17 protein-coding genes are annotated in these 21,448 nt (G+C 72.8%); 6 read left to right on the top strand and 11 right to left on the bottom strand.

What is annotated here, in order from left to right:
• The first annotated feature begins 107 nt into the window (after nt 1-107).
• Together AC5677_RS23590 and AC5677_RS23585 are read left to right on the top strand one after the other, a co-directional pair.
• Entirely contained in the window at nt 108-977 is an 870-nt protein-coding gene (locus AC5677_RS23590; protein WP_497189910.1) for an ABC transporter ATP-binding protein, read from the top strand.
• On the top strand, nt 974-2,611 hold the full coding sequence (locus AC5677_RS23585; RefSeq protein ID WP_497189909.1) for a transporter: 1,638 nt from the start codon (nt 974-976) through the stop codon (nt 2,609-2,611). The genes AC5677_RS23590 and AC5677_RS23585 overlap by 4 nt, the downstream gene beginning before the upstream one ends.
• A 61-nt stretch (nt 2,612-2,672) precedes the next feature.
• On the opposite strand, the gene AC5677_RS23580 is transcribed toward AC5677_RS23585, so the two are convergent.
• A complete protein-coding gene (locus tag AC5677_RS23580; protein WP_497189908.1) occupies nt 2,673-3,200 on the bottom strand; it encodes an LppU/SCO3897 family protein in 528 nt (175 codons plus the stop codon).
• A 346-nt stretch (nt 3,201-3,546) separates the two neighbouring features.
• Between AC5677_RS23580 and AC5677_RS23575 the strand changes: the two genes are divergently transcribed.
• A complete protein-coding gene (locus AC5677_RS23575; RefSeq protein ID WP_497189907.1) occupies nt 3,547-5,544 on the top strand; it encodes a hypothetical protein in 1,998 nt (665 codons plus the stop codon).
• Nucleotides 5,534-6,778, top strand: a complete 1,245-nt coding sequence (locus AC5677_RS23570) for a hypothetical protein (RefSeq protein WP_497189906.1) — start codon at nt 5,534-5,536, stop codon at nt 6,776-6,778. Before AC5677_RS23575 ends, AC5677_RS23570 begins: the two co-directional genes overlap by 11 nt.
• A gap of 125 nt (nt 6,779-6,903) precedes the next feature.
• Here the strand turns inward: AC5677_RS23570 and AC5677_RS23565 are convergent, their stop codons facing one another.
• The 3 genes from AC5677_RS23565 to AC5677_RS23555 all read right to left on the bottom strand — a co-directional run bounded on the left by AC5677_RS23565 (nt 6,904) and on the right by AC5677_RS23555 (nt 11,874).
• A complete protein-coding gene (locus AC5677_RS23565) occupies nt 6,904-9,354 on the bottom strand; it encodes a serine/threonine-protein kinase (protein WP_497189905.1) in 2,451 nt (816 codons plus the stop codon).
• 399 nt (nt 9,355-9,753) lie between these two features.
• On the bottom strand, nt 9,754-10,626 hold the full coding sequence (locus AC5677_RS23560) for an alpha/beta fold hydrolase (RefSeq protein ID WP_497189904.1): 873 nt from the start codon (nt 10,624-10,626) through the stop codon (nt 9,754-9,756).
• Nucleotides 10,627-11,181: 555 nt separating this feature from the next.
• Nucleotides 11,182-11,874: an iron-dependent transcriptional repressor DtxR gene (locus AC5677_RS23555; RefSeq protein WP_497189903.1), complete on the bottom strand. Its 693-nt coding sequence runs from the start codon at nt 11,872-11,874 to the stop codon at nt 11,182-11,184.
• A 200-nt stretch (nt 11,875-12,074) separates the two neighbouring features.
• On the opposite strand from AC5677_RS23555, the gene AC5677_RS23550 reads away from it, so the two are divergent.
• A complete protein-coding gene (locus AC5677_RS23550; RefSeq protein WP_497189902.1) occupies nt 12,075-12,842 on the top strand; it encodes an SIS domain-containing protein in 768 nt (255 codons plus the stop codon).
• Between the two features lie 64 nt (nt 12,843-12,906).
• On the opposite strand, the gene AC5677_RS23545 is transcribed toward AC5677_RS23550, so the two are convergent.
• Together AC5677_RS23545 and pdxH are read right to left on the bottom strand one after the other, a co-directional pair.
• Nucleotides 12,907-14,418, bottom strand: a complete 1,512-nt coding sequence (locus AC5677_RS23545) for a PAS domain-containing protein (RefSeq protein ID WP_497189901.1) — start codon at nt 14,416-14,418, stop codon at nt 12,907-12,909.
• 498 nt (nt 14,419-14,916) lie between these two features.
• A complete protein-coding gene (gene pdxH / locus AC5677_RS23540) occupies nt 14,917-15,612 on the bottom strand; it encodes a pyridoxamine 5'-phosphate oxidase (RefSeq protein ID WP_497189900.1) in 696 nt (231 codons plus the stop codon).
• 460 nt (nt 15,613-16,072) lie between these two features.
• Between pdxH and AC5677_RS23535 the strand changes: the two genes are divergently transcribed.
• Nucleotides 16,073-17,173 carry a citrate synthase 2 gene (locus AC5677_RS23535; protein WP_497189899.1) on the top strand — a complete coding sequence of 367 codons (1,101 nt, stop codon included), beginning with the start codon at nt 16,073-16,075 and terminating at the stop codon, nt 17,171-17,173.
• Nucleotides 17,174-17,203: 30 nt separating this feature from the next.
• Here AC5677_RS23535 and AC5677_RS23530 read toward each other — a convergent pair whose 3' ends face one another.
• The 5 genes from AC5677_RS23530 to AC5677_RS23510 form a co-directional block, all read right to left on the bottom strand.
• Nucleotides 17,204-17,800, bottom strand: coding sequence for a hypothetical protein (locus AC5677_RS23530; protein WP_497189898.1), 597 nt, complete (start codon nt 17,798-17,800; stop codon nt 17,204-17,206).
• Nucleotides 17,801-17,972: 172 nt separating this feature from the next.
• Nucleotides 17,973-18,476 carry a hypothetical protein gene (locus AC5677_RS23525; protein WP_497189897.1) on the bottom strand — a complete coding sequence of 168 codons (504 nt, stop codon included), beginning with the start codon at nt 18,474-18,476 and terminating at the stop codon, nt 17,973-17,975.
• A 235-nt stretch (nt 18,477-18,711) separates the two neighbouring features.
• Nucleotides 18,712-19,335 carry a TetR/AcrR family transcriptional regulator gene (locus AC5677_RS23520; protein WP_497189896.1) on the bottom strand — a complete coding sequence of 208 codons (624 nt, stop codon included), beginning with the start codon at nt 19,333-19,335 and terminating at the stop codon, nt 18,712-18,714.
• The gene (locus tag AC5677_RS23515; RefSeq protein WP_497189895.1) at nt 19,323-20,105 is read right to left on the bottom strand and encodes an enoyl-CoA hydratase family protein; all 783 of its coding nucleotides are present in this window, start codon (nt 20,103-20,105) and stop codon (nt 19,323-19,325) included. The genes AC5677_RS23520 and AC5677_RS23515 overlap by 13 nt, the downstream gene beginning before the upstream one ends.
• A gap of 103 nt (nt 20,106-20,208) precedes the next feature.
• Entirely contained in the window at nt 20,209-21,384 is a 1,176-nt protein-coding gene (locus AC5677_RS23510) for an acyl-CoA dehydrogenase family protein (RefSeq protein WP_497189894.1), read from the bottom strand.
• Between the last annotated feature and the right edge of the window lie 64 nt (nt 21,385-21,448).

Here is a 21,448-nt window from a genome sequence, read left to right as displayed (position 1 = left end):
CCGGATGCGCCGCCCGGACCGGCGATGTCGGTGGTCACCCGTATCGTGGAAGCCATCGGACGGGGGCCAGGACCGGGCCCCTGCGGGGACGTCGGAGGGCGGGGCCGGTGGCCAAGGAACCGGAGCAGAGCGAGCCTGTCGGGGCTGATGACGGCGAGGGGCGGGCCGCCGGGCCGGCCGGGGGCGCAGGCGATGCCGCGGACGAGGGCACGCCCGCCGTACGTATCCAGGGCCTGTGGAAGAAGTTCGGCGAACAGGTCGCCGTCTCCGGCATCGACCTGACCCTCCCCGCGGGCCGCTTCATCGGTCTGGTCGGCCCCAATGGCGCGGGCAAGACCACCACCCTGTCCATGGTGACGGGGCTGCTGCGGCCGGATGCCGGGCAGGTCGAGATCGGCGGGCACGACGTCTGGCGCGACCCGGTATCCGTCAAGTCCCGGATCGGCGTGCTGCCCGAGGGGCTGCGGCTGTTCGAGCGGCTGTCCGGCCGCGAACTCCTCGCCTATATAGGGCGGTTGCGCGGCCTTCCCGGCGACGAGGTCGACAAGCGGGCCGGCCAGCTGCTGGAGGTGCTCGACCTCTCCGGCGCCCAGAACAAACTCGTCGTCGACTACTCCACCGGTATGCGCAAGAAGATCGGCCTGGCCGCCGCGCTCCTGCACAACCCCGAAATCCTCTTCCTCGACGAGCCCTTCGAGGGCGTCGACCCGGTGTCGGCGCAGACCATCCGCGGTGTGCTGGAGCGCTACACCGCCTCCGGCGCGACGGTCGTCTTCTCCAGCCATGTGATGGAGCTGGTGGAGTCGCTGTGCGACTGGGTCGCGGTGATGGCGGCCGGCCGGATCCGCGCGGACGGTCCGCTCGCCCAGGTGCGCGGCGATGCGTCGTCCCTCCAGGACGCCTTCCTCGAGCTCGTCGGCGCCCATGACCGCGGCGCGGGCCAGAATCTGGACTGGCTGGGCGGCGGCGCCCGATGACCACCGCACCGGCCACCACACCGCCCGCCGCCGCGGCCCCGCCCTCCCTGACCGGCGTCGTCGTACGGCTGAAGCTGTCGCTGCTGCGCAACGGCCTGCGCCAGTCGACGGGCCGCACCCTCGCCTATGTCGCCTCGATCGTCGTGGGCCTGCTGTGCGCGGCCGGCGCCGTCCTCGGCCTGATCGCCCTGCGCGGCAACGCCCACGCCGGTGCCCTGGCCGTACTCCTCACCGGGATCCTCACCCTCGGCTGGGCGGTGATGCCGCTGTTCTTCCCCACCGGTGACGAGACCCTGGACCCGACCCGGCTGGTCATGCTGCCGCTGCGGCCGCGCCCCCTGATCGTTTCGCTTCTGGTGGCCTCGCTGATCGGCATCGGGCCGGTCTTCACCCTGGCGCTGGTGGTCGGTTCCGTGGTCGCGGTCGCCCATGGAGCGGCCGCCGCGCTCACCGGCGCAGCGGCCGTCGTCCTGGTGGTGCTGGTGTGCGTGTCCCTGGCGCGCGCGGTCGCCACCGCGTCGGTGCGCCTCCTGACCAGCCGCCGCGGCCGCGATCTCGCCGTACTGAGCGGCCTGTTCATCGCGATCGGCGCACAGGGCGTCAACATCGCCGCCCAGAAGCTGGGCCGCCCGGACGGCCTGGCCGTACTGGAACCGCTGGGCGATGTGCTGCGCTGGGTGCCGCCGGCCTCCGCGATCAGCGCCGTGGAGGACGCGGGCCAGGGGGCGTACGGCCGGGCGGCGGCGGGCCTGGCGCTCACCGCACTGGCGCTGTGCCTCCTCCTGTGGTGGTGGCAGCGCACCCTGACGACGCTGATGACGTCGCCCGACTCCTCCACCCTCCAGGCCATCGAGAAGGACAGCGCCCGGGGGGCGGGTGCCGGGGAGCGCGGGCTCGCCCGCGTACTGCCGGACGGCCGGACGGGCACGGTCATGCTCCGTACGCTGCGCTACGCCTGGCGCGACCCGAAGTCCAAGATGGGCTGGGCGACGGCGCTCGGCGTCGGCCTCCTGGTCCCGATCGTGTCGTCCCTCCAAGGCAACGGCAGCATCTACACCGCCTTCTCGGCGTCCGCCCTGCTCGGCATGCAGATGTACAACCAGTTCGGCCAGGACACCTCGGCGTTCTGGATGGTCGCCTCGACGATCGCCACGCCGCGGGACGCCTACGAGGAGCTACGGGGCCGCGCGCTGAGCCTGACGTTGGTGGCCGTCCCGTACGTCACCCTGGTCGTCATCGGCACCGCGGCCCTCATCGGCCCCTGGTCGGACTTCCTCGAGGTGTACGGCCTCTCGCTGGCCGTGCTGGGGGCGTTGCTGGCCACCGGTGCGCTGTCCTCGGCGGTCTTCCCGTACTCCATCCCCTCCGAGGGCAACAAGAACGTCGCACCGGGCCAGGGCGCCATCGCCTGGTTCAGCCTCTTCGGCGGCGTCCTGATGGGCGCCGTACTGTGCGCGCCGCTGCTGGGGCTCACGATCTGGCTGCATGTGGCGGGGCTGCACGACCTGTTGTGGGTGCTGCTGCCGGTCGGTGCGGCCTACGGGGTCGGCGTGGCGCAGCTGGGGCTGCGGGTGGCGGCACCTCGGGTGGCGGGCCGGCTGCCGGAGATTCTTGGGGCGGTGAGCAAGGGCTGAGGCCCTTGTGGTGACGGCCGCCGCCCGGGGTCCGGGCGGCGGCCGAAGGGCCGGCCAGCGGTCAGACCTTGGTGAAGCACCACGTGGTGGTGGGCCGGTGGTCGTACGAGTAGACGATGCTGCGCGAGTACTGCGGCCCGCACTTCTCATGACCGCCGATCACCTCGCCCGTCTTGTACTGGGCGTCCGTGGAGTCACAGCCGACGATGGTCATCTCCATGTCGTTGCCGGAGCCAGTGATCTTGACGCAGTCGCCGACCTTCGGGTTGTGCTTCTTGTCGTAGGCCTCGGCCGAGGCGGACGCCTTGGCCTCCTTCGCAGCCTTGCCGCCGTTGGGATTGGTGTTGTAGTCCCACACGTACCAGGCCCCGCCGCCGAAGACCGCCAGGACCACGGCGAAGCTGATCAGCCGGTGCTTCAGAGTCGGCTGCGGCCGCTGCGGACGCTGCGGGCCGCGCGGGGGCTGCGGCTGGCCGTACTGCGGGGGCTGCTGATACCCGTACGGCTGCTGGCCGTAGGGCTGCTGCGGCTGCTGCTGGTACCCGTACGGCTGCTGCGGCTGGTTCGGGTAAGGCGGCGGTGCGGACAAGGCTTTGCTCCCCCATGGATGGCTGTTGACTGACTGTCGGTTGACTGCGCGGACGACGGTCCAGGCGCTGTTGACCGGTGCAGGTTACCTTCCGGCTCCTGCACCCGGGTTGGGCAGTCCCGGTGCGCGGTATCACGGCCCGACGCCTCAGGAGCGCGCCCAAGTTGCGGGCGGTGGACGGGCCGAGCCCTGGTCGGGCGGGCCGCACGAGCCGGGACGAGGGGCCGCACGAGCCGGAACGAGGGCCGCCGCCCGGCTTTGCCGGGAAGTTATCCACAGGCCGCACCGCGCTGCCGACCGCGGCGGTAGCGTCATGGGAACGAACGAGCGAGGGGTGGTGAGGGCGGTGCGGCGTGCCGGAATGGTGCTGGTCATGGGGTGGCTGGCGGTGCTGTTCGCCGCCGGTGTGGGGCAGGCGGTGCCCGCGAGTGGGGGCGATGCCCCGACCCGGACCGCTTATCTCGCCGAGCGGCTGCGCGAAGATCCGCTCTACATCAGCGATCAGCTGCCGCGCTCGGTGCCGCGCTCCGCGGCCCCCGAATTCGCCAGGGAGGTCCGGAGGCTGGGCGTCCCGACGTATGTCCTCGTCCTGCCGAGCTCCGCCGATATGGGCACGGACGGGCTGCTCCCCGGAGTGCACGACCGGTTGGGGCGCAAGGGGCTGTACATCTCGCTGGACGAAATGGGCCTGACGGATGTGCAGGCGTACGGCGTGAGCGTGCCGGGCGCCCAGGACGCCCGCTGGGCGACGATGTACGAGGTCCCCTACGACGCCACGCCCCGCGAGGAGTTCCGGCACTTCATCGATGTGCTCACGTCGGGTCAGGCGGCTCGGCGCGCCAAGGAGGCCCGGGACCAGTACGGCGGCGCGTATCCGAAGGACGAACCAGCGGATTGGCACACCACCGCGACCGACCGCGACAACCAGAGCTTCGCGACCGGCATCGCGGTCACCGGCGTCCCGCTGTTCGCCTTGCTGGTCACGGTCTTTGTGCGGCGCCGCCACCGGATCCGCCTCGCCCTGGCCACGACGCCCCCGGCCTCCGTATCCCTCGGCAAGCCGAAGAGCGGCGTCCCGCTCCCCGGCCCCCGCCCCCGGCTGCTTCCCCTCACGGCTGCCGCCCTGGCCCTCTCCGGGCTGCTCGCCTTCGGCGCCTCGCGGATCTTCGACGACACCATCAGCGGCGACGGCACGTTCCCGACGGCCGCCGATCTGCGGGCCCGTATCGACCGGGTGGCCGATGGCCTGCGCCGGGATCCGCTCTACGTCGACCCCGAGAGCCCGCCGGTGCTGGACGCCGCCACCCGCGCCCGCCTCCGTCACCGGCTCGGCGCGCTGCACATCCCGGTGGTGATCGCCGCCGTCCCCACGTCGACGGACGACGAATCCGCCGGCGACACCGGCCTCCTGGCCAAGTCGCTGCACGACCGGCTGCACCGCGACCTCGTGATCGTGCTGGCAAACCCGGGGACCGGCGGCATCGAGGCCGTCAGCTACGGCGCCCGCGTCGACAACATGTATCTCCTCGACCGGCCGAACGACCTCTCCTACAGCGGCTCCGCCGGCCATCTCGGCACCCGCCTCGACAAGCTGCTCACGTATATCGCCAAGACCCCGCGGGCGCAGGCAGGCGATGAACCGCTCGCGCCATCGCCCGCGCCGGACCCGAAGCGGGACCAGGCGCTGCCCGGCCTCTTCACCGGGGACTTCATGCCCGGTCTGTTCATCGGCGCGTTGGCCGGTGGGCTGCTCTTCGGCCTGGTGACGGCGGTCGCCGCGACCGTCCGGCTCATACGGCGGCCGCGCGGACGCCGGGCGGGCGCGCCCGACAGGCCCGCACAGCGCTGGCTGCGGGAGACCGCCGCCAAGGAGCTCGACGCCCTCAGCGACGTGGTCGATCCCACCGCCGCGCTGTCCGAGGAGCCCCAACGCCGGGCGTGGGAATGCCTGGACGCCGCCGTGATGCTGCTCGACGGCGACAGCGACGCGCGGATCGACCCCGATGCCGCCCCGGCCGACCTCGCCTGCGCGATCGTGCTGGCCCGCGCCGGACTCGCCGTGCTGGAGGACCCGCACGCCCCGCAGAACGTCTGCCATCGCAACCCCCTGCACGGCCCCGCCCGGCAGGTCCGTCCCGCGGGCCGCGCGGGGCGCGGGCACCCGGTGTGCGAGGCATGTCGGGCAACGCCCGGCCCGGTGCTTCGGCTGGGTCCCACCGCCTCCGCCGGTCGCGGCTCCTTCGTCCCCTACCCCACTCTTCCCGGACCGCTGGCCACGCTGGGCGACGGCGCCGGAATAGATCAACTCACCCGCGAAATACGGGAGCACTACGGTGTCCACTGACCCCCGCCGCCCGGTGCGGACCGCCCTCGCGCTCACCGCGTCGTCCCTCGCGCTGCTGCTGTGCGCCGCCTCGCCCGGCGCTGCCGCCGAGAGCCCCGGGCAGAAGATCGCCAACGCCCTGCACACCTCGCCCGTCTATGTCGACCCCTCCCTCGCCACCGCGGTCGACGCCGCCCAGCAGCGGAAACTGGTCAGCCAGATCCGGGGGAGCCGGCTGCCGATCCGTGTCGCCCTGGTGCCGCTGGTCGAGGGCGACAGCTGGGGCGGCGACCCGCAGCAGCTCGCCCAGGTGATCCACGACCGGATGGGGAACGACCCCGGCATCCTGATCACGCTCGGCAAGTACCACGACGACATCGCGGCCACCGAATGGCCGTCCGACGCCCACCAGGCGCAGGACGCCGCCGCCGCGGTCTTCTTCCAGGACGATATGGAAGGCGCCGGCCTGTTCCGGCGCGTCGCCCGCGCGATCGACATCATCAAGGCCGGGGACGGCAAGGCGGAGTACGAGAAGGCCACCGCCGACCTCAACGACCGGACCGCGGAACGCAAGCAGCCGTCGGCTTCCCCGCTCCCCCGGATCCTTGCCCTCACCATCGGCCCGCTGCTGCTGCTCGCGGCCGTCGGGCTGCTGCTGCGCCGCCGTTCGCGGCTGCGTGGCGAGCTCGCCACGCCGTTCGCGCTGCCGCGCTCCGTCTTCGCCGCCGCCCGTGACGCCGACGAGGCCGGGCTCCGCGAGCGCGCCGCCGAAGAGGTCGTACGGCTCGGCGGGGAGGCCCGAGCCGCGCAGGACGACCCGGCGGCCATCGAGCGCGCCCTGGATGCCTACGCCGCGGCGGGCACGGTGCTGGACCGGGCCCGCGGAATCCCGGATCTGGCGGGCGTGTTCGCCCTGATCGCCGAGGGCCGCGCGGCCCTCTCCGGGACTCCCGGCACGCTTCCGCTGTGCTTCTTCCACCCACTGCACGGCCCCGCCGCCCGCCGCATACCCTGGCGGCCGCTCGGCCGTCGCGAGCAGCTGCGGGTGGCCGCGTGCGACACCTGCATACGGGCCATCCGCACCCGCCGCGCCCCGGAGGTCCTCACCGACCGTCGGGACGGCCGCCCGGTCCCGTACTTCGAGGTCCCCGCCGAGGAGAGTCTCTGGGCGGCCACCGGCTACGGCTCGCTGCTGACCGGCGACTCCCTCGCCACCCGCGTCCAGCGAGGGGAATTCACCCGCACGTTGACGTAGGCGACGCGGGTGGCGAGGGTGGCGCCGTGGGCGAGGGTTCGCGCGGACGGTGCGGCCGTTGTGCGGCTGTGCAGCCGGGCGGGCGGCGCCCCTGTGCGATCCGGAGCGCGCCCAAGGGCGTGGTCTCACACCGCCGGCAGGCCGTACACCTCATCGCCATGGGTGACCAGCAGCCGCCGCCCCGAGGCGGTGACATGCCACTGCTCCATGTTCCCGGTGTTGTCGTTGTAGTGCCAACGGACCTTGCCGGTCTCGGGGTTGATGGCGAAGATGCCGCCCTCGTCGTCGTACGACGCGCCGTAGAGGGTGCCGCCGACGAGGACGAACTCCCTGGGCGCCCGGCGCGCGCCGGGATCCTCGCACAGCCACAGCTTCTTGCCGCGTACGGGGTCGACGGCCCAGACGCCACCGCTGTGGTCGGCGGCGTAGAGCACGCCCCCGACGACCATGGGCTGGTAGAAGCTGCGACGGCCCTCGGAGGACAGCGACCAGTCGGCCTTGCCGCTGTCGACGTGCACCGCGCGCAGCCGGTCGCCGCCCAGGAAGATCCGCTTGGCGTGTACGGCCGGGCTCCAGGCGATGTCGTCGCCGATCTTCTGCGTCCACAGCTGGCGGCCGGTCGCCGTATCGCGCACCGTGACATTGCGGCGGCCGTCGGTGTAGACGAGCCGGCCGGCCGCCGCGACGCCTTCGAGGTCGTAGTCCTTGGTGCCCTTGTCGCGCGGCTTCCGCCACTCCGCCTTGCCGGTACGGGTGTTGATGGCGGCGATGGCCGTGCGGTCGTCCCTGATGTTCTCGGTGCGTACCGAGGCGATGACGTAGATCCGCTCTTCGTCGGCGGCGAGGATGTGCTCGACCGTCAGATTGCCGCCCAGCCTGCTGCGCCAGGCCTCCTTGCCGGTGTCCGGGTCGAGGCCGATGACATCGCCGTCGTACTCCGTGCTGACGAGGTAGAGCCTGCCGCCCGCGAAGATCAGCGGGGCGCCCGGGGAGACGACGCCCCTACGCGTCCATTTCGCCTTGCCGGTGACGGCGTGCCGGGCGACCAGCGGATCGCCGCTGATCAGCAGCAGGCCGTGGTGCGCCAGCAGCGGCTGGTCGCTGCTGAGGCTGTCCGTTTCGGCGGTGCGGTGCCACAGGACCTGCGGGGCCGTACCGGGAGGGGGCGTACGGAATTTCTCCCGGTCGGCGCCGCCGGGGGCCTTCCCGTCGCCGCCCCGCGCCCCGTGCCCCGCGCCCTTCTCCTTGCCCCCGAAGACCCAGAGCCCGGCCCCGCCGACGGCCGCGACACCGACCGCGGCGCCCGCGGCCAGCCCGAGGAAGCGGCGGCGGGAGGGAGCGGCGGCGGGGGAAGCGGCGGTGACTCCGGGCGTATCCGCCACGGTGGCGCCCGCCCCGACGGAGCCCGCCCCCACGGCCGGCACACCGCCGCCCGTCTGCCCCGCGCCCGTCCCGGGCGTCCCCGCCGTGGGCGCTCCGGCTCCCGGCGCTCCGGCACCCGGCGTTCCCGTCCCCGGTGTGCCCGTCTGCGGCGCTCCCGTCGCCGGCGCTCCCGAGAGCACATACGTCGGGGCGGTCCCGAACCCGCCCTGCGCGGCGGCCGGGGCCGGTGCCGGCGTCCCGGGCGTCGCGGGGGTGCCGGGCCCGGCGACGACGGGCGTGCCCCACTCCGGCGTTTCCAGGTCCAGGATGCGCGCCGCATGGGTGGCGATGGTCGAAGCGACCGCCCCCGGCAGCCAGTTGGCGAACACCGCGCCCGTCCCCTGCGGCGCCAGCGCCTCCAGTACCTGCTGGGGCGTGGGCCTCTCCCCCGGTTCCCGGTGGAGGCAGGCCGCGACGAGACCGTGCAGCTGCTCGGGCACGCCGGTCAGGTCCGGCTCGCCGTGCACGACCTGGTAGAGGACGGCAGCCGGGGTCGTGTCCGTATAGGCCGTGTGGCCGGTGGCGGCGTAGGCCAGGACCGCGCCGAGCGCGAAGACGTCGCCGGCGGTGCCGACCTCCTGGCCGAGCGCCTGCTCCGGCGGGATATAGCCCGGCGAACCGACGACGACGCCGGTCTGGGTCATCCGGTCGCCGTCGACGGCCCGTGCGATACCGAAGTCGATCACCCGGGGGCCGTCGGCGGCCATCAGCACATTGGACGGCTTGAGATCGCGGTGCACCAGGCCGACGGAGTGGATCTCGGTGAGGGCCGCGGCCAGGCCCGCACCGAGGGCGCGCACGCTGTGTTCGGGCAGCGCCCCGTGGCCGTCGACCACTTCGGTCAGCGACGGGCCGAGTACGAAGGCGGTGGCGAGCCAGGGCAGCGCGGCATCGGTGTCGGCGTCGACGACGGGTGCCGTGTAGCGGCCGGACACGGCCCGCGCGATCTCGACCTCCTGGCGGAACCGCTCCCGGAACCCGGCGTCCTGCGCCAGATCCGGCCGTACGACCTTGACCGCGACCGTGCGCCCGCCGGCCGACCGCGCCAGATACACCCGGCCCATGCCACCGGCGCCGATCCGGCCCAACAGGCGGTACGGGCCCAGGGATTGCGGGTCGTCCGGAAGCAGCGGGTCCATCTCGGTCTCCCCCATCGAGCAAACGTGGCACGACGCGCCGCAGGCACTGGGCCAGGCTGCGGGCCACCGTGCCGGGACAGTGCATCGTAACGTCGCGCCTTTTCCCGCCACTTGCCGATGTCCCACCGAAGGCCCGCTCCGTGCCGTCAGGGCGCCGCGGGCCGTGGGCCGTGGGCCGAGCGCTTCGGCAAGGCCGGAAGGGACCTTTCTCCCTCCACTCACGGCAGTTCGCGGTGACCAGGGGAATCACCGACGCGCCGCGCAGCACCGCGCACCGCGCACCGTAACGCTGACAGTCGTCACCCAGCGGTCATCACGCCGCCGTCGTCACGGCAACGGCGGCGGTAGCGGTAGCGGTAGCGGTAGCGGTAGCGGGAACAGGCCCAAGGGAAGCCTCGAATCGCCGCCCCCGGCTCAGATCGGCGCCGTGGTCGTACGAAGGAACGGCTCGATGGCGCGGCACCAGGCGTCGGGCTGTTCCCAGGGGAGCAGATGTCCCGCGTCGGAGATTTCGGCGTATTCGCCGCGCGGCAGCACCCGGACCATTTCCTGGGCCTCGGCGCGGCCCAGCTCGGCGTCCAGGCCGCGGATGACCAGGGCCGGGCACTGCACCTGTGCCAGCTCTTCCCAGTGCGCGTCGTACACCCAGGTCTCGCGCGCCCGGAGCATCTGGCGGCGCGAGAAGACCGGGCGCCAGCCGTCGGCCCGCTCCGCCATCACCTCGGCGAAGAACTCACCGCGGGCCGGCCGGGGCCGCTCCAGTGTCGGGTCGTCCTCGCCGAACCACTTACGGACATCCGCGAGCGTCGCGAACGGCACCGGCCAGGAACGGAACCACTCCGCCCACTCGTGCTGGGACGCCGCGCCCAGCGCCGAGGCCCGCATATCGCAGATGACCAGCGCGCTCACCAGATCCGGCCGCCGGGCCGCCACCTGCCACGCCGTCAGGGCCCCCATGGCATGGCCGATGAGGGCAACCGGAGCCAGCTCGAGCTGCTCGATGGCCGCGATGGCGTCATCGACGTAGGACTCGCGGTCGTACGGCCCGTCCCCGGGCTTCTCGCTGCGGCCGTGTCCGCGCTGGTCCAGCCCGATGGCGCGATGCCGCGCGCTCAGCCGGCGCGCGGTGTCCGCCCAGTGGGCCGCGCGCCCCATCAGGCCGTGGAGCATCAGCACGCTCGGGCCGCGCCCGGCCCGCTCCGCCCCACCGCTCTTGGGCGGGTCGGTGAATTCCCAGGCCGCGAGCCGAACACCGCCGGCCCCTGTCACATCGATGCGTCGCACCATGTGCCCCGGCACCCCCAATCGTCCTTGGCCAGCCCGACATCCACACTATCGAACCCTTATTCGAACACGCCGTTCTCGCACCCAATACCCCTCGTTCGAGTGACCTCGCCCAAGGATTGACCGCGCCCGCCACGGGGAGACATGTGCCGGGAGGCGGGCCCTACCGGGAAGGGGGCCCGTGGGGAAAGACCCTGAGAGCTCGGGGCTCCGGGTCTTTGCGGGGGGACATGGGGAGGCAGGGCCCCGGCTGCTCGCAGCGCCGGGGCCCTGACCGTCCTCCGGCACGGTCCTCAGACGCACCCGAGCCCCCTCCCCACCCCTGGAGAGCCGACACCCCACGCCTGCGCAACCCGCCGCGTGCCGACATATGCCACTGCGTGAGCGCCAGCGTGGCACGACACCGCCCACATCGCACGGGTTCCCACAAGTTCGTTCAATGCACAAACAGTTGACGAGCCTGCCGGGCGGCGCATCGGCGCAGCTCAGCAGGCTCGCGGGGAAATGAAAAGAATCCTTCAAAAAGCAGCCGGGAACGGACGCCGGCGCCGGCTCACCTCAGCGCTTGGCGACGAACACATGCGTGGCGATGTCCGCATGCAGCTCGGCGGCCTCGCCGCTGCTGCCGACCAGCACACCGGCCGGCGACTCCGTCACGCTCACCACGGCGCCCGGCTGCACACCGGCGCGCCGCAGGGTGTACATCAGCTGCGCATCGGCCTGGATCGGCTCGCCGATGCGGCGCACCACGGCGGTCTTGCCGTCCGCCCCGGCGTCCAGATCCATCAGGCTCACCATGCCGGCGTCCAGGAACGGATCGGCCTCGGCCTTCTCGCCCAGCTCCTCCAGGCCCGGGATGGGGTTGCCGTACGGCGACTCCGTCGGATGCCGCAGCAGCTCCACGACGCGGCGCTCGACCGCCTCGCTCATCACGTGCTCCCAGCGGCACGCCTCGGCGTGCACCTGCTCCCACTCCAGCCCGATGACGTCGACGAGCAGGCACTCGGCGAGGCGGTGCTTGCGCATCACCCGCGTCGCCAGGCGCCGGCCCTCTTCCGTCAGCTCCAGATGGCGGTCGCCCGCGACCGTCAGCAGGCCGTCTCGCTCCATACGCGCCACGGTCTGGCTGACCGTCGGGCCGCTCTGTTCGAGCCGCTCCGCGATGCGGGCGCGCATGGGGACCACACCTTCCTCTTCCAGCTCGAGGATGGTGCGGAGATACATCTCCGTGGTGTCGATCAGTCCGGACATGCGTGCCCCTCGATGTGTCGTGCGGTGGCCCTGGACTCAATTCTGACGCATCCCACCGACAACGGTGCCTCCTCGTCCGTACACCGGACGCCGTGCGCGGAGTTGCGCCCGTATTGACAGGCCACTGGTCCAGACCGCAACGTGATCCGCGCCATCACTGATCCACACTTCCACGAGACCCGACGAGAGGGCCCGCGGCGATGCCTGAGAACGACCGGAGTGACCACCTGGCCGGGGAGTACTTCGACGCCGCGATCGAGCTGCTGCGGCAGGTACGGGACACGGCCGGCGACCGGATCACCGCCGCCGGACGGCTGATCGCCGACACCGTCGAGGCGGGCGGCCGGGTGTTCTCCTTCGGCGCCGGGCACTCCTCGCTCCCCGCCCAGGACACCGTCTACCGGGCGGGCGGCCTGGCCATCATGAACCTGCTGTCCGTCCCCGGGGTCGTCGGCGTGGACGTACGGCCCGCGACGCTCGGCAGCGCCCTGGAGCGGGTCGACGGGCTCGCCGCGGCCGTCCTGGACACCAGCCCGCTGACGGCCGGCGATGTACTGGTGATCATCTCGCTGTCCGGGCGCAATGCGCTGCCCGTGGAGATGGCGATGAACGCGCGGGCCCTCGGCATCAAGGTCATCGGCGTGACGTCGGTGGCCTACGCGACGCAGACCTCGTCCCGGCACGCCTCGGGCAGCTACCTCAAGGACCACTGCGACATCGTCCTGGACAGCGCCATCGCGGTCGGGGACGCCGAGCTGACCGCACCGGGCATCGACGCGCCGTTCGCCCCCGCCTCCACCGTCGTCACCAGCGCGATCATGCAGGCCATGGTGGCGACGGCCGCCGGGACGCTCGCCGAGCGGGGCACCGAACCGCCGCTGCTGCGCTCCGGGAACGTCGACGGCGGGCACGACTGGAACGCCCAGGTGATGAACCGGTACGCGGACCGGATCTTCTACCGGCACTGACATCTTCCACGGGCGCTGTCCCATTAGGCACTCACCGGCCGGAACGGCGCCGCCCGGGCCGCGCTCAGCCGCCCGCCGCCCCCGCGAGGTCCAGCGCCGCCGCGATCCGCGCCGCGACCTCCTCCGCGTAGTCCGCGTCCGCGCGGTCGAACGGGCGGCGCGAGGGCGCCCGCAGAAACGTCGCGACGCCCAGCGTGCGGCCGCGGCTGCGCAGCACCACGCACAGCCCGTGCACCGTGCCGTCCGGCCATTTACGGGCGGCCGCCCAGCCCTCGGACGCCTCCGGGCCGGCGCTGGTGCGGACCGAGCCCCGGCGGTCGTACGCCTGCGCCGCGGGGTGAGCCGGCGGGTACGCCATCGGGATGCCCGTCCCCGGCAGCGCCTCGGTGGGCCCCGGCTCCCCGGCCGGCGAGGCCAGCGCCCGCACCAGGCGCGGCGCCCGCCCGGCCCTGGTGGCGGCCTCCATGCCACCGCCCCCGTGTCCGTAGCCGTGGCCGTCCCGGGCCCACTCCTCGCCCACGTCGGCGGCCTCGGCCTCGTCTTCGTAGGCGTCCTGGTCCACGACTCCGTACGGCGCCGGCGCGGGCGCGGGAGCGAGATCCACCAGGCCGTGATCGGCGAACCCGGCCAGGGCGAAGTCCAGGTGGACGGCGGCGGCCTCGGACGGGTCCGGGCACTCCGCGGCGGCCCGGCCGGCGCGGTGCAGCTGGTGGGCGCGGAAGCGCAGCAGGGAGCCGTCCTGTTCGGCCCGCTTGGCATCCGTCACGTCCTGGAAGATCCAGGCGACGCCGAGCGGCACCGGCTCCTCGGCCAGCGGCGAGGCGAGCCGTACGAAGCCGCTGCGCCAGCACCGGCGCGGCCGGGCGGTCTCCTCGGAGCGCAGCGTCACCCACAGCTCGGCGGCGGCCGGCGGCGCGCCCTCGGCGAGTACGTGCTGCAGCGCGCCCTCCAGCTCCTCCACGCCCTGTGTCAGCAGATCGCCCAGCGGACAGCCCAGCAGGGCCGTGCGCCCCACCCCCAGGGCGCGGGCGGCGTGGGCATTCAGGACGGCGAGCCGCAGATCGGCGTCCACCAGGGCCACGCCCCAGGAACCGTCGTCGAAGAGCGCCTCGCTGAGCGCGATGGACCGCTCCAGGTCGAGCTGGGCATGCACCTCGCTGAAGGCGCAGTAGACCCCGTCCGCCCGGCCGCCGGGCCCGCGCACCGCCGAGGTCTGGGTGCGGACGAGGACGCGCCGGCCGTCCTTGGTCAGCAGCGCGAACTCCTGCACCTGGCGGCCCGGGGACCGCATCGCGGCGGCGAGCGACGCCTGGATCTCGTCGGCGTCCTCCTTGCGGGCCGCCCAGCCGGCCAGGCCGGTGCGGCCGACCGCTTCGGCCGCCGTCCAGCCCAGGATGCGCTCGGCCTCGCGGTTCCAGTGGGTGACCGCACCGTCCGCCCCGAAGGCGGCGAGGGCGGCATCCATGCCGTCCAGGAGGGCGGCGAGCAGCCCGGCGGAAGAGGCCGCGGAGGCAGATGGGGCGGAGGAGGCGGAGGATGACGCGGACGAGGCAGAAGAAGCTGACGAAGCAGTCACTGGCACCCCTTTAAGAACACCGCCGCACGTGCCGCACCTCGCCTTATTCAACTGGAACGTGACCCAGCACACACCCGATTCACGGAAATCGTTGCGTGCGGGAAATTCGGTTGTACGGGGCTGGACGGCTGCCTAACGTGTGGTGCACACGAGAAGGGAGGTGGTTCGGCAAATGATCAAGAACCGGACGCGTGAGGTGGCTGCGGGCTAGCGGCCCGTCGCTTCACCGAAGTGCAGCGCCGGACCGGCGCATACTGCAGATGCGCAGCCGGCCAATCCCAAGCAGTCACCCGACCCGCGGGCTGTCGGTTCGTCCGACCGACCCTTCGCGCCACCGAGCGCGGAGGAGGCAGCCCGCGGGTCGTCTGCGTTTGCGCGGTCTGTGTTTACCCGGTCTGCGTTTGCGCGGCGGTCACGGGGCGTGGGCGCCGGCCACGGGGCGTGCACTGGCCCCGCGGGGCCGTACCCGCCCCGCCGGGCGGTACCCGGGCCGCGCCGTCAGGGCGCCAGCCGCTCCACCCGCCAGCCGCCGGTGGTTCCCTCGTGGACGTACCGCAGCCGGTCGTGCAGCCGGTTGTGCCGCCCCTGCCAGAACTCCACCGCCTCGGCGACGACCCGGTAGCCGCCCCAGTGCGGCGGCGCCGGGACCTGCTCGCCCTCCGGGTAGCGGGCCGCCAACTCCTCGTAGGCGTGCTCCAGTTCCGTGCGCGAGCCGACGACCGCGGACTGGTCGCTGGCCCAGGCGCCCAGCTGGGAGCCGTGCGGGCGGGTGCGGAAGTAGGCGGCGGTCTCGTCCCGGCCGATGCGTTCCGCGGTGCCGTTCACGATCACCTGGCGGGCGAGCGGGTGCCAGGGGAACAGCAGCGAGACATAGGGGTTTTCGGCCAGTTCGCGGCCTTTGCGGCTGGTGTAGTTGGTGTAGAAGACAAAGCCGCGGGTGTCGAATGCCTTCAGGAGGACGGTCCTTGAGCTCGGCCGGCCGTCGGGGTCCGCCGTCGAGACGACCATTGCGTTCGGCTCGTGCAGGCCGGCCGCGACCGCTTCCTTGAACCAGCGCGCGAATTGGTCGTACGGACTGGCCGCGAGGTCGGCTTCGGTGAGCCCCTCGGCGCGGTAGTGCGCGCGCATGGGCGAGGGGTCGGGGGTCTCGTAATAGGGCGCGTCGGCAGGGTGCACGGCCTCATCTTGCAACATCCGGTCCGCCCGGGGCAGCCGAGAGGGGCGGAAGTCTGCCCGCCGTCGACCGGACGTAACCCTCCCGTCAGCGAATCGACCAGTGTGCCGGATGTCACGGTGCGCCGCAGGTGACGAACCCGCCAAAATCATGGGCCTGCCCTCTGTGGCCTGCCGACATCGGGAGCTATCGTGTCCGGCCTGAAGGGACGCAGCGCCGCGCCCTGAAGAGACCTGGCACCACCGCACCACACCCACGCATCACACCGACGCACCACATCGCACCGTGCCCGCCCACGGCCCGACCCACCGTGAGCGGAACCCTCGCGTGACCCATGCCCTGGCGGGGCATCACCGGGGTGGCCGGTACGGACCGCGAGCTGCCCGAGCAGCCGCGTAACCGCACCGGAGCCCGCACCAGAGCCGACCGCACGGCATCCGGTCCCGACCGTCTGCCGTCCCATTCATGAGGAGCCGCCTGATGTCCGATTTCGTACCCGGACTTGAGGGAGTCGTCGCGTTCGAGACGGAGATCGCCGAACCGGACAAGGAAGGCGGCGCGCTGCGCTATCGCGGCGTCGACATCGAGGACCTCGTGGGGCAGGTGTCCTTCGGGAACGTCTGGGGGCTGCTGGTCGACGGGGCGTTCAACCCCGGCCTGCCGCCGGCCGAGCCGTTCCCGATTCCGGTGCACTCGGGTGACATCCGGGTCGATGTGCAGTCCGCGCTGGCCATGCTCGCGCCCGTATGGGGCCTGAAACCGCTGCTGGACATCGACGAGAAGACGGCCCGCGACAATCTGGCGCGGGCGGCCGTCATGGCGCTGTCCTACGTCGCCCAGTCGGCGCGCGGGCAGGGCCTGCCGATGGTGCCGCAGAAGGAGATCGACAAGGCGGAGACCGTCGTGGAGCGCTTCATGAAGCGCTGGCGCGGCGAGCCCGACCCCAAGCACGTCAAGGCCGTCGACGCCTACTGGACCTCGGCCGCCGAGCACGGCATGAACGCCTCCACCTTCACCGCCCGCGTCATCGCCTCGACCGGCGCCGATGTGGCGGCCGCGCTCTCCGGTGCGGTCGGCGCGATGTCCGGACCGCTGCACGGCGGCGCGCCCTCCCGCGTCCTGGGCATGATCGAGGAGATCGAGCGGACCGGCGACGCCACCGCCTACGTCAAGAACGCCCTGGACCGCGGCGAGCGCCTGATGGGCTTCGGCCACCGCGTCTACCGCGCCGAGGACCCGCGCGCCCGTGTGCTGCGGCGGACGGCCAAGGAGCTGGGCGCCCCGCGCTTCGAGGTCGCCGAGGCCCTGGAGAAGGCCGCGCTGGAGGAGCTGCACAACCGCCGCCCGGACCGGGTGCTGGCCACCAACGTCGAATTCTGGGCCGCCATCACCCTGGACTTCGCCGAGGTCCCGGCGCACATGTTCACCTCGATGTTCACCTGCGCCCGGACGGCCGGCTGGAGCGCCCACATCCTGGAGCAGAAGCGCACCGGCCGCCTCGTACGCCCCTCCGCGCGCTACGTCGGCCCGGCGTCCCGCAGTCCGCGCGAGATCGTCGGCTACGACGACATCGCCCGCTGAGCCGGACGCCCGTGGGGCCGGGGGCGGCTCTCAGAGCTTGCCCTCGAGCTCCACGGTGCGGTGGCCGCCGAGGCGGCGGGTGAGCTCGGCGACGAAATCGGCCCGCAGTGCGTTCCAGTTCCAGAACACGAAGCCGAGCCGGCCGAAGGCGAAGTAGTCGTCCTGCCATATCCACTGGTGTACGGGGGCCGAGGCGGCGCACGACGGGCAGCGCACCGGCGCGGGGACCTCGGTCTCCGCCCAGGTGTGCACGGCTTCGGCGAACGGCTCCCAGGTGGTCTCGTCGAGGTCCTCGTAGCCGTGCAGATACCAGTCCTCGGGCAGGAACCTGACCTGCGCCGAGCAGTGCGGGCAGGCCGCGGCCTCGGGATCGCCCTGGCCGGCGTCGAAGACCGTCCGGCCGATGTGGACCGCCAGGCCGAGCGCCCCGTCCATATCGCCGTGCACCACCTCTTCGGCCCGCGGGCCCGGGGCGTATCCGCCGCCCTCGACGCCGAACACGCAGTCGCTGCGCTCCGCCGCCACGATGCCCTCGGCCACCAGCCAGCCCAGCACCTCGGCCGCCAGCCGCGCGGCGTCCTCCGCGGTGGCGTCGACATCCACGACCGTCCGGAAGTAGTCGCCCATGGCCCCTGCTTTCGCTCGTGCGATCGCGTTCGTTCCCGTCACGAAAAACGGTAAGGGCGACCACTGACAATCCCCGCGGCCCGGCCGCGACGGCGGAGCGGATCCGTGCGGACGGCCTCCGTGCGGACGGCCTCCGTGTGGACGGCCGCCGCGCGGATCCGCTGCCGGGGCGTCAGTCGTCGAGGTCCTCCGAATAGTCGGTCGTGACGCAGCCGTCGGCCTCGGCGTCGTCGGTCATACGGCCTGCCGGCGCCTTGAAGTCCGGGGCGCAGTTGAGGAACAGCAGTCCGGACTCGAGGAGCTTTCGCCGCTGGTCGTCGCTGCTCGGGTCGACGGCGAAGTCGTCGCCGATCATGAGATCGTCCTGCTCGCCCTTGTCCGCCTTGACGGCGGTCTGGAACGCCTCCATGTCCTCGGTGGTGAGGAAGTCGACGTCACCGCCGCCGTCCGCCGGATCGTCGCACTCGCCGCCGCCGTTGACGCCCGACATCCCCATGGCCGCCAGCTGCTGCACCTCGCGGGGCGAGGCGTAGTCGATGCCGTCGCAGTTGAGCGTCGACTTGAGGAACTGCCCGGCGCCCTCGGGCGAATCCGCGGCGGGCAGACCACCGCAGGCGGAGACCGACGCCAGGGCGAAGAAGGTTCCGACGACGGCAAGTGTTCGGTGGAATCGCATGACGTTCCTTTGCAGATGTGGCTTCGCGCCGCGCGCGCCGACCGGATGCGGGCACGGCCCGGCCGCAGGGGTGAAGAAAGCCATCTGCTCTCCCCCGTTCCCCCCACCATGATCAATTGACCGGGACATGGTAAGGGGAACGAGGGGGTGAGGGAGGGAAGTTTCTTGACTTGCCTATTACCTGTGCATTGCCACGGCGTACGTGTGCACTGCCACGGCGCGGGCCGGGCGGGCGCTACCCGTTCAGCACCCCGTCAAGGATCTTCGCCCACTGCTCCACCACCCGGTCCCGCCGCCCCGAGTCGTCCGTCAGCAGATTGGCGAGCCCCAGCCCGCGGGCCATGTCCAGCAGCCCCTGCACGGTTTCGCGGACGCCCGGTACCGTTTCGTCGGCCTCCAGGAGGGCCACCGCCGTACGGTGTGCCTCGCGGCCGACCCGCGCCTCCAGGGCCGTGACCTTCTCGCGGAGTTGCTCCTCGTCGGAGGCGGCCACCCACAGGTGCAGTGCGGCCTTGAACAGCGGGCCGGTGTACAGGGCGACGATTTCCTCGACGATGATCCAGGTGCGGGCGATCGAGCCGGCGGGCGGCAGGTTGTGGGCGACCGCCTTCAGGGCGCCCTGGCGCTTTTCCGCGACGTGTTCGACGGCGGCGGTGAAGAGGTCCTCCCGGGTGCGGAAGTGGTGCTGGGCCGCGCCGCGCGACACCCCCGCCCGCTCGGCGACCACGGAGACCGTACTGCCGCTCCAGCCGCGCTCCGCCAGGCAGGAGACGGCCGCCTCCAGGAGCCTGAGCCGGGTGGCGCGGCTGCGTTCCTGCTGGGGCTGCTTGGGGCCGCGGGCCGGGGTCAGCGCGCCCATGCCGGGGCCCGTCGCTCCAGGAAGGCGGTCATGCCCTCGCGCGCCTCGGCGGAGCCGAAGAGCCGCGCGGACTGCTCGGCGAGCGCCTGCGTATCGCGGTCGAAGGCGCGCAGCACCTCGGCCGTCACCAGCTTCTTCGACTCGGCCAGGCCCTGCGGTGAGCCCTTGCGCAGCCCCTCCAGTACGGGCGCGAGCCCGGCGTCCGCGTCGTCCGCCGCCAGCGTCACCAGTCCGATCCGGGCCGCCTCCGCGGCACCGAACTTCTCCCCGGTGAGGTAGTAGCGGCCCGCCGCACGCGGGTCCAGCCGCGGCAGCAGCGGCATGGAGATCACGGCGGGTGCGAGCCCCAGCCGGGCCTCGGTGAAGGCGAACGTGGCCTGCGGCCCCGCCACCGAGATGTCGCAGGCGCCGAGCAGCCCCAGCCCCCCGGCCCGGACATGACCGGTGACCCGGGCGACGACCGGCCGGGGCAGCTCCACGATGGCGCGCAGCAGCCGGACCAGCCCCAGCGGCCCGTCCGTCGCCGCGCCGGACGTGGCCTCGGACAGGTCCGCGCCGGCGCAGAAGGTGCCGCCGGTGTGGGCGAGCACCACGGCTCGGGTGCCGTCGTCGGCCGCGGCGTCCGCGAGGCCCTGGTGGAGTTCGGCCACCAGGCGGGCGGAGAGCGCGTTGCGGTTGTGCGGCGAGTTCAGGGTGAGGGTGGTGATGCCGCGCTCCTGGGAGCGCGTCACGAGGGGTGCGCCGGTCGTGGCGGACGAGGTGTCGGTCATCGGGCCGTCGGGCTCCTTTCCCTGGCGCGGGGTGCGCGCCGCAGCATCGTGCCGGTGGCGGCGCGCGGCGCGCCGTCCGTCGCCTCAGACTGCCGTACGGCGCTCAGTACGACTTCGGCAGCCCCAGCGACTGGTGCGAGACGAAGTTGAGGATCATCTCCCGGCTGACCGGGGCGATCCGCGCCACCCGGGCGGCCGTGATCATCGACGCCAGGCCGTACTCCTGGGTGAGGCCGTTGCCGCCGAGGGTGTGGACGGCCTGGTCGACGGAGTGCACCGCCGCCTCGGCCGCCGCGTACTTGGCCATGTTGGCGGCCTCGCCGGCGGCCATGTCGTCGCCCGCGTCGTAGAGGTGCGCCGCCTTCTGCATCATCAGCCGGGCGAGTTCCAGCTCGATATGGGCCTGTGCCAGCGGGTGCGCGAGGGCCTGGTGGGTGCCGATGGGCTCCTTCCAGACCTGGCGGGTGCGGGCGTAGTCGACGGCGCGGTCGAGGGCGTAGCGGCCCATGCCGAGGGCGAAGGCGGCGGTCATGATGCGCTCGGGGTTGAGGCCGGCGAAGAGCTGGAGGAGCCCGGCGTCCTCGTCGCCGACCAGCGCGTCGGCGGGCAGCCGCACCTCGTCCAGGGTCAGCTCGAACTGCTTCTCCGGGGCGGCCAGTTCCATGGAGATCGGGCGGCGGCCGAAGCCGGGGGCCTCGCGCGGGACGATGAAGAGGCAGGGCTTGAGGCGGCCGGTGCGGGCGTCCTCCGTCCGGCCGACGATCAGCGTCGCCTCGGCGATGTCGACGCCGGAGATGAAGACCTTGCGCCCGTTGAGGATCCAGTCCGTCCCCTCCTGCCGGGCGGTGGTGGTGATGCGGTGGGAGTTGGATCCGGCGTCGGGCTCGGTGATGCCGAACGCCATCTTGCGGGAGCCGTCGGCCAGTCCCGGCAGCCAGGTCCGCTTCTGCTCGTCGGTGCCGAACCGCGCGATGACCGTGCCGCAGATGGCGGGCGAGACCACGAGCATCAGCAGCGGGCAGCCCGCCGCCCCCAGCTCTTCGAGGACGAGGGACAGTTCGGCGATGCCGCGGCCTCCGCCGCCGTACTCCTCGGGGAGGTTGACGCCGAGGTAGCCGAGCTCGGCGGCCTCCGTCCACAGCTCGTCGGTGTGCTTGCCCTCGGCGACGACCCGGGCGAAGTACTCGCGGCCGTAGCGCTTGCCGAGCGCGGCGACGGCGGCCCGCAGGTCGCGGTGTTCCTCGGTCTCGATCACAGGGCTGCTCGTGCCATGGCTCATGACGGCTCCTTGTGTGGCGTGGGTGAGGGTCGTACGGGAGGTGCGGGTCGTACGGGAGGGGAAC

Source organism: Streptomyces sp. JLSY215, from assembly GCF_059682825.1.
This window is presented reverse-complemented; position numbering and strand designations above follow the sequence as displayed.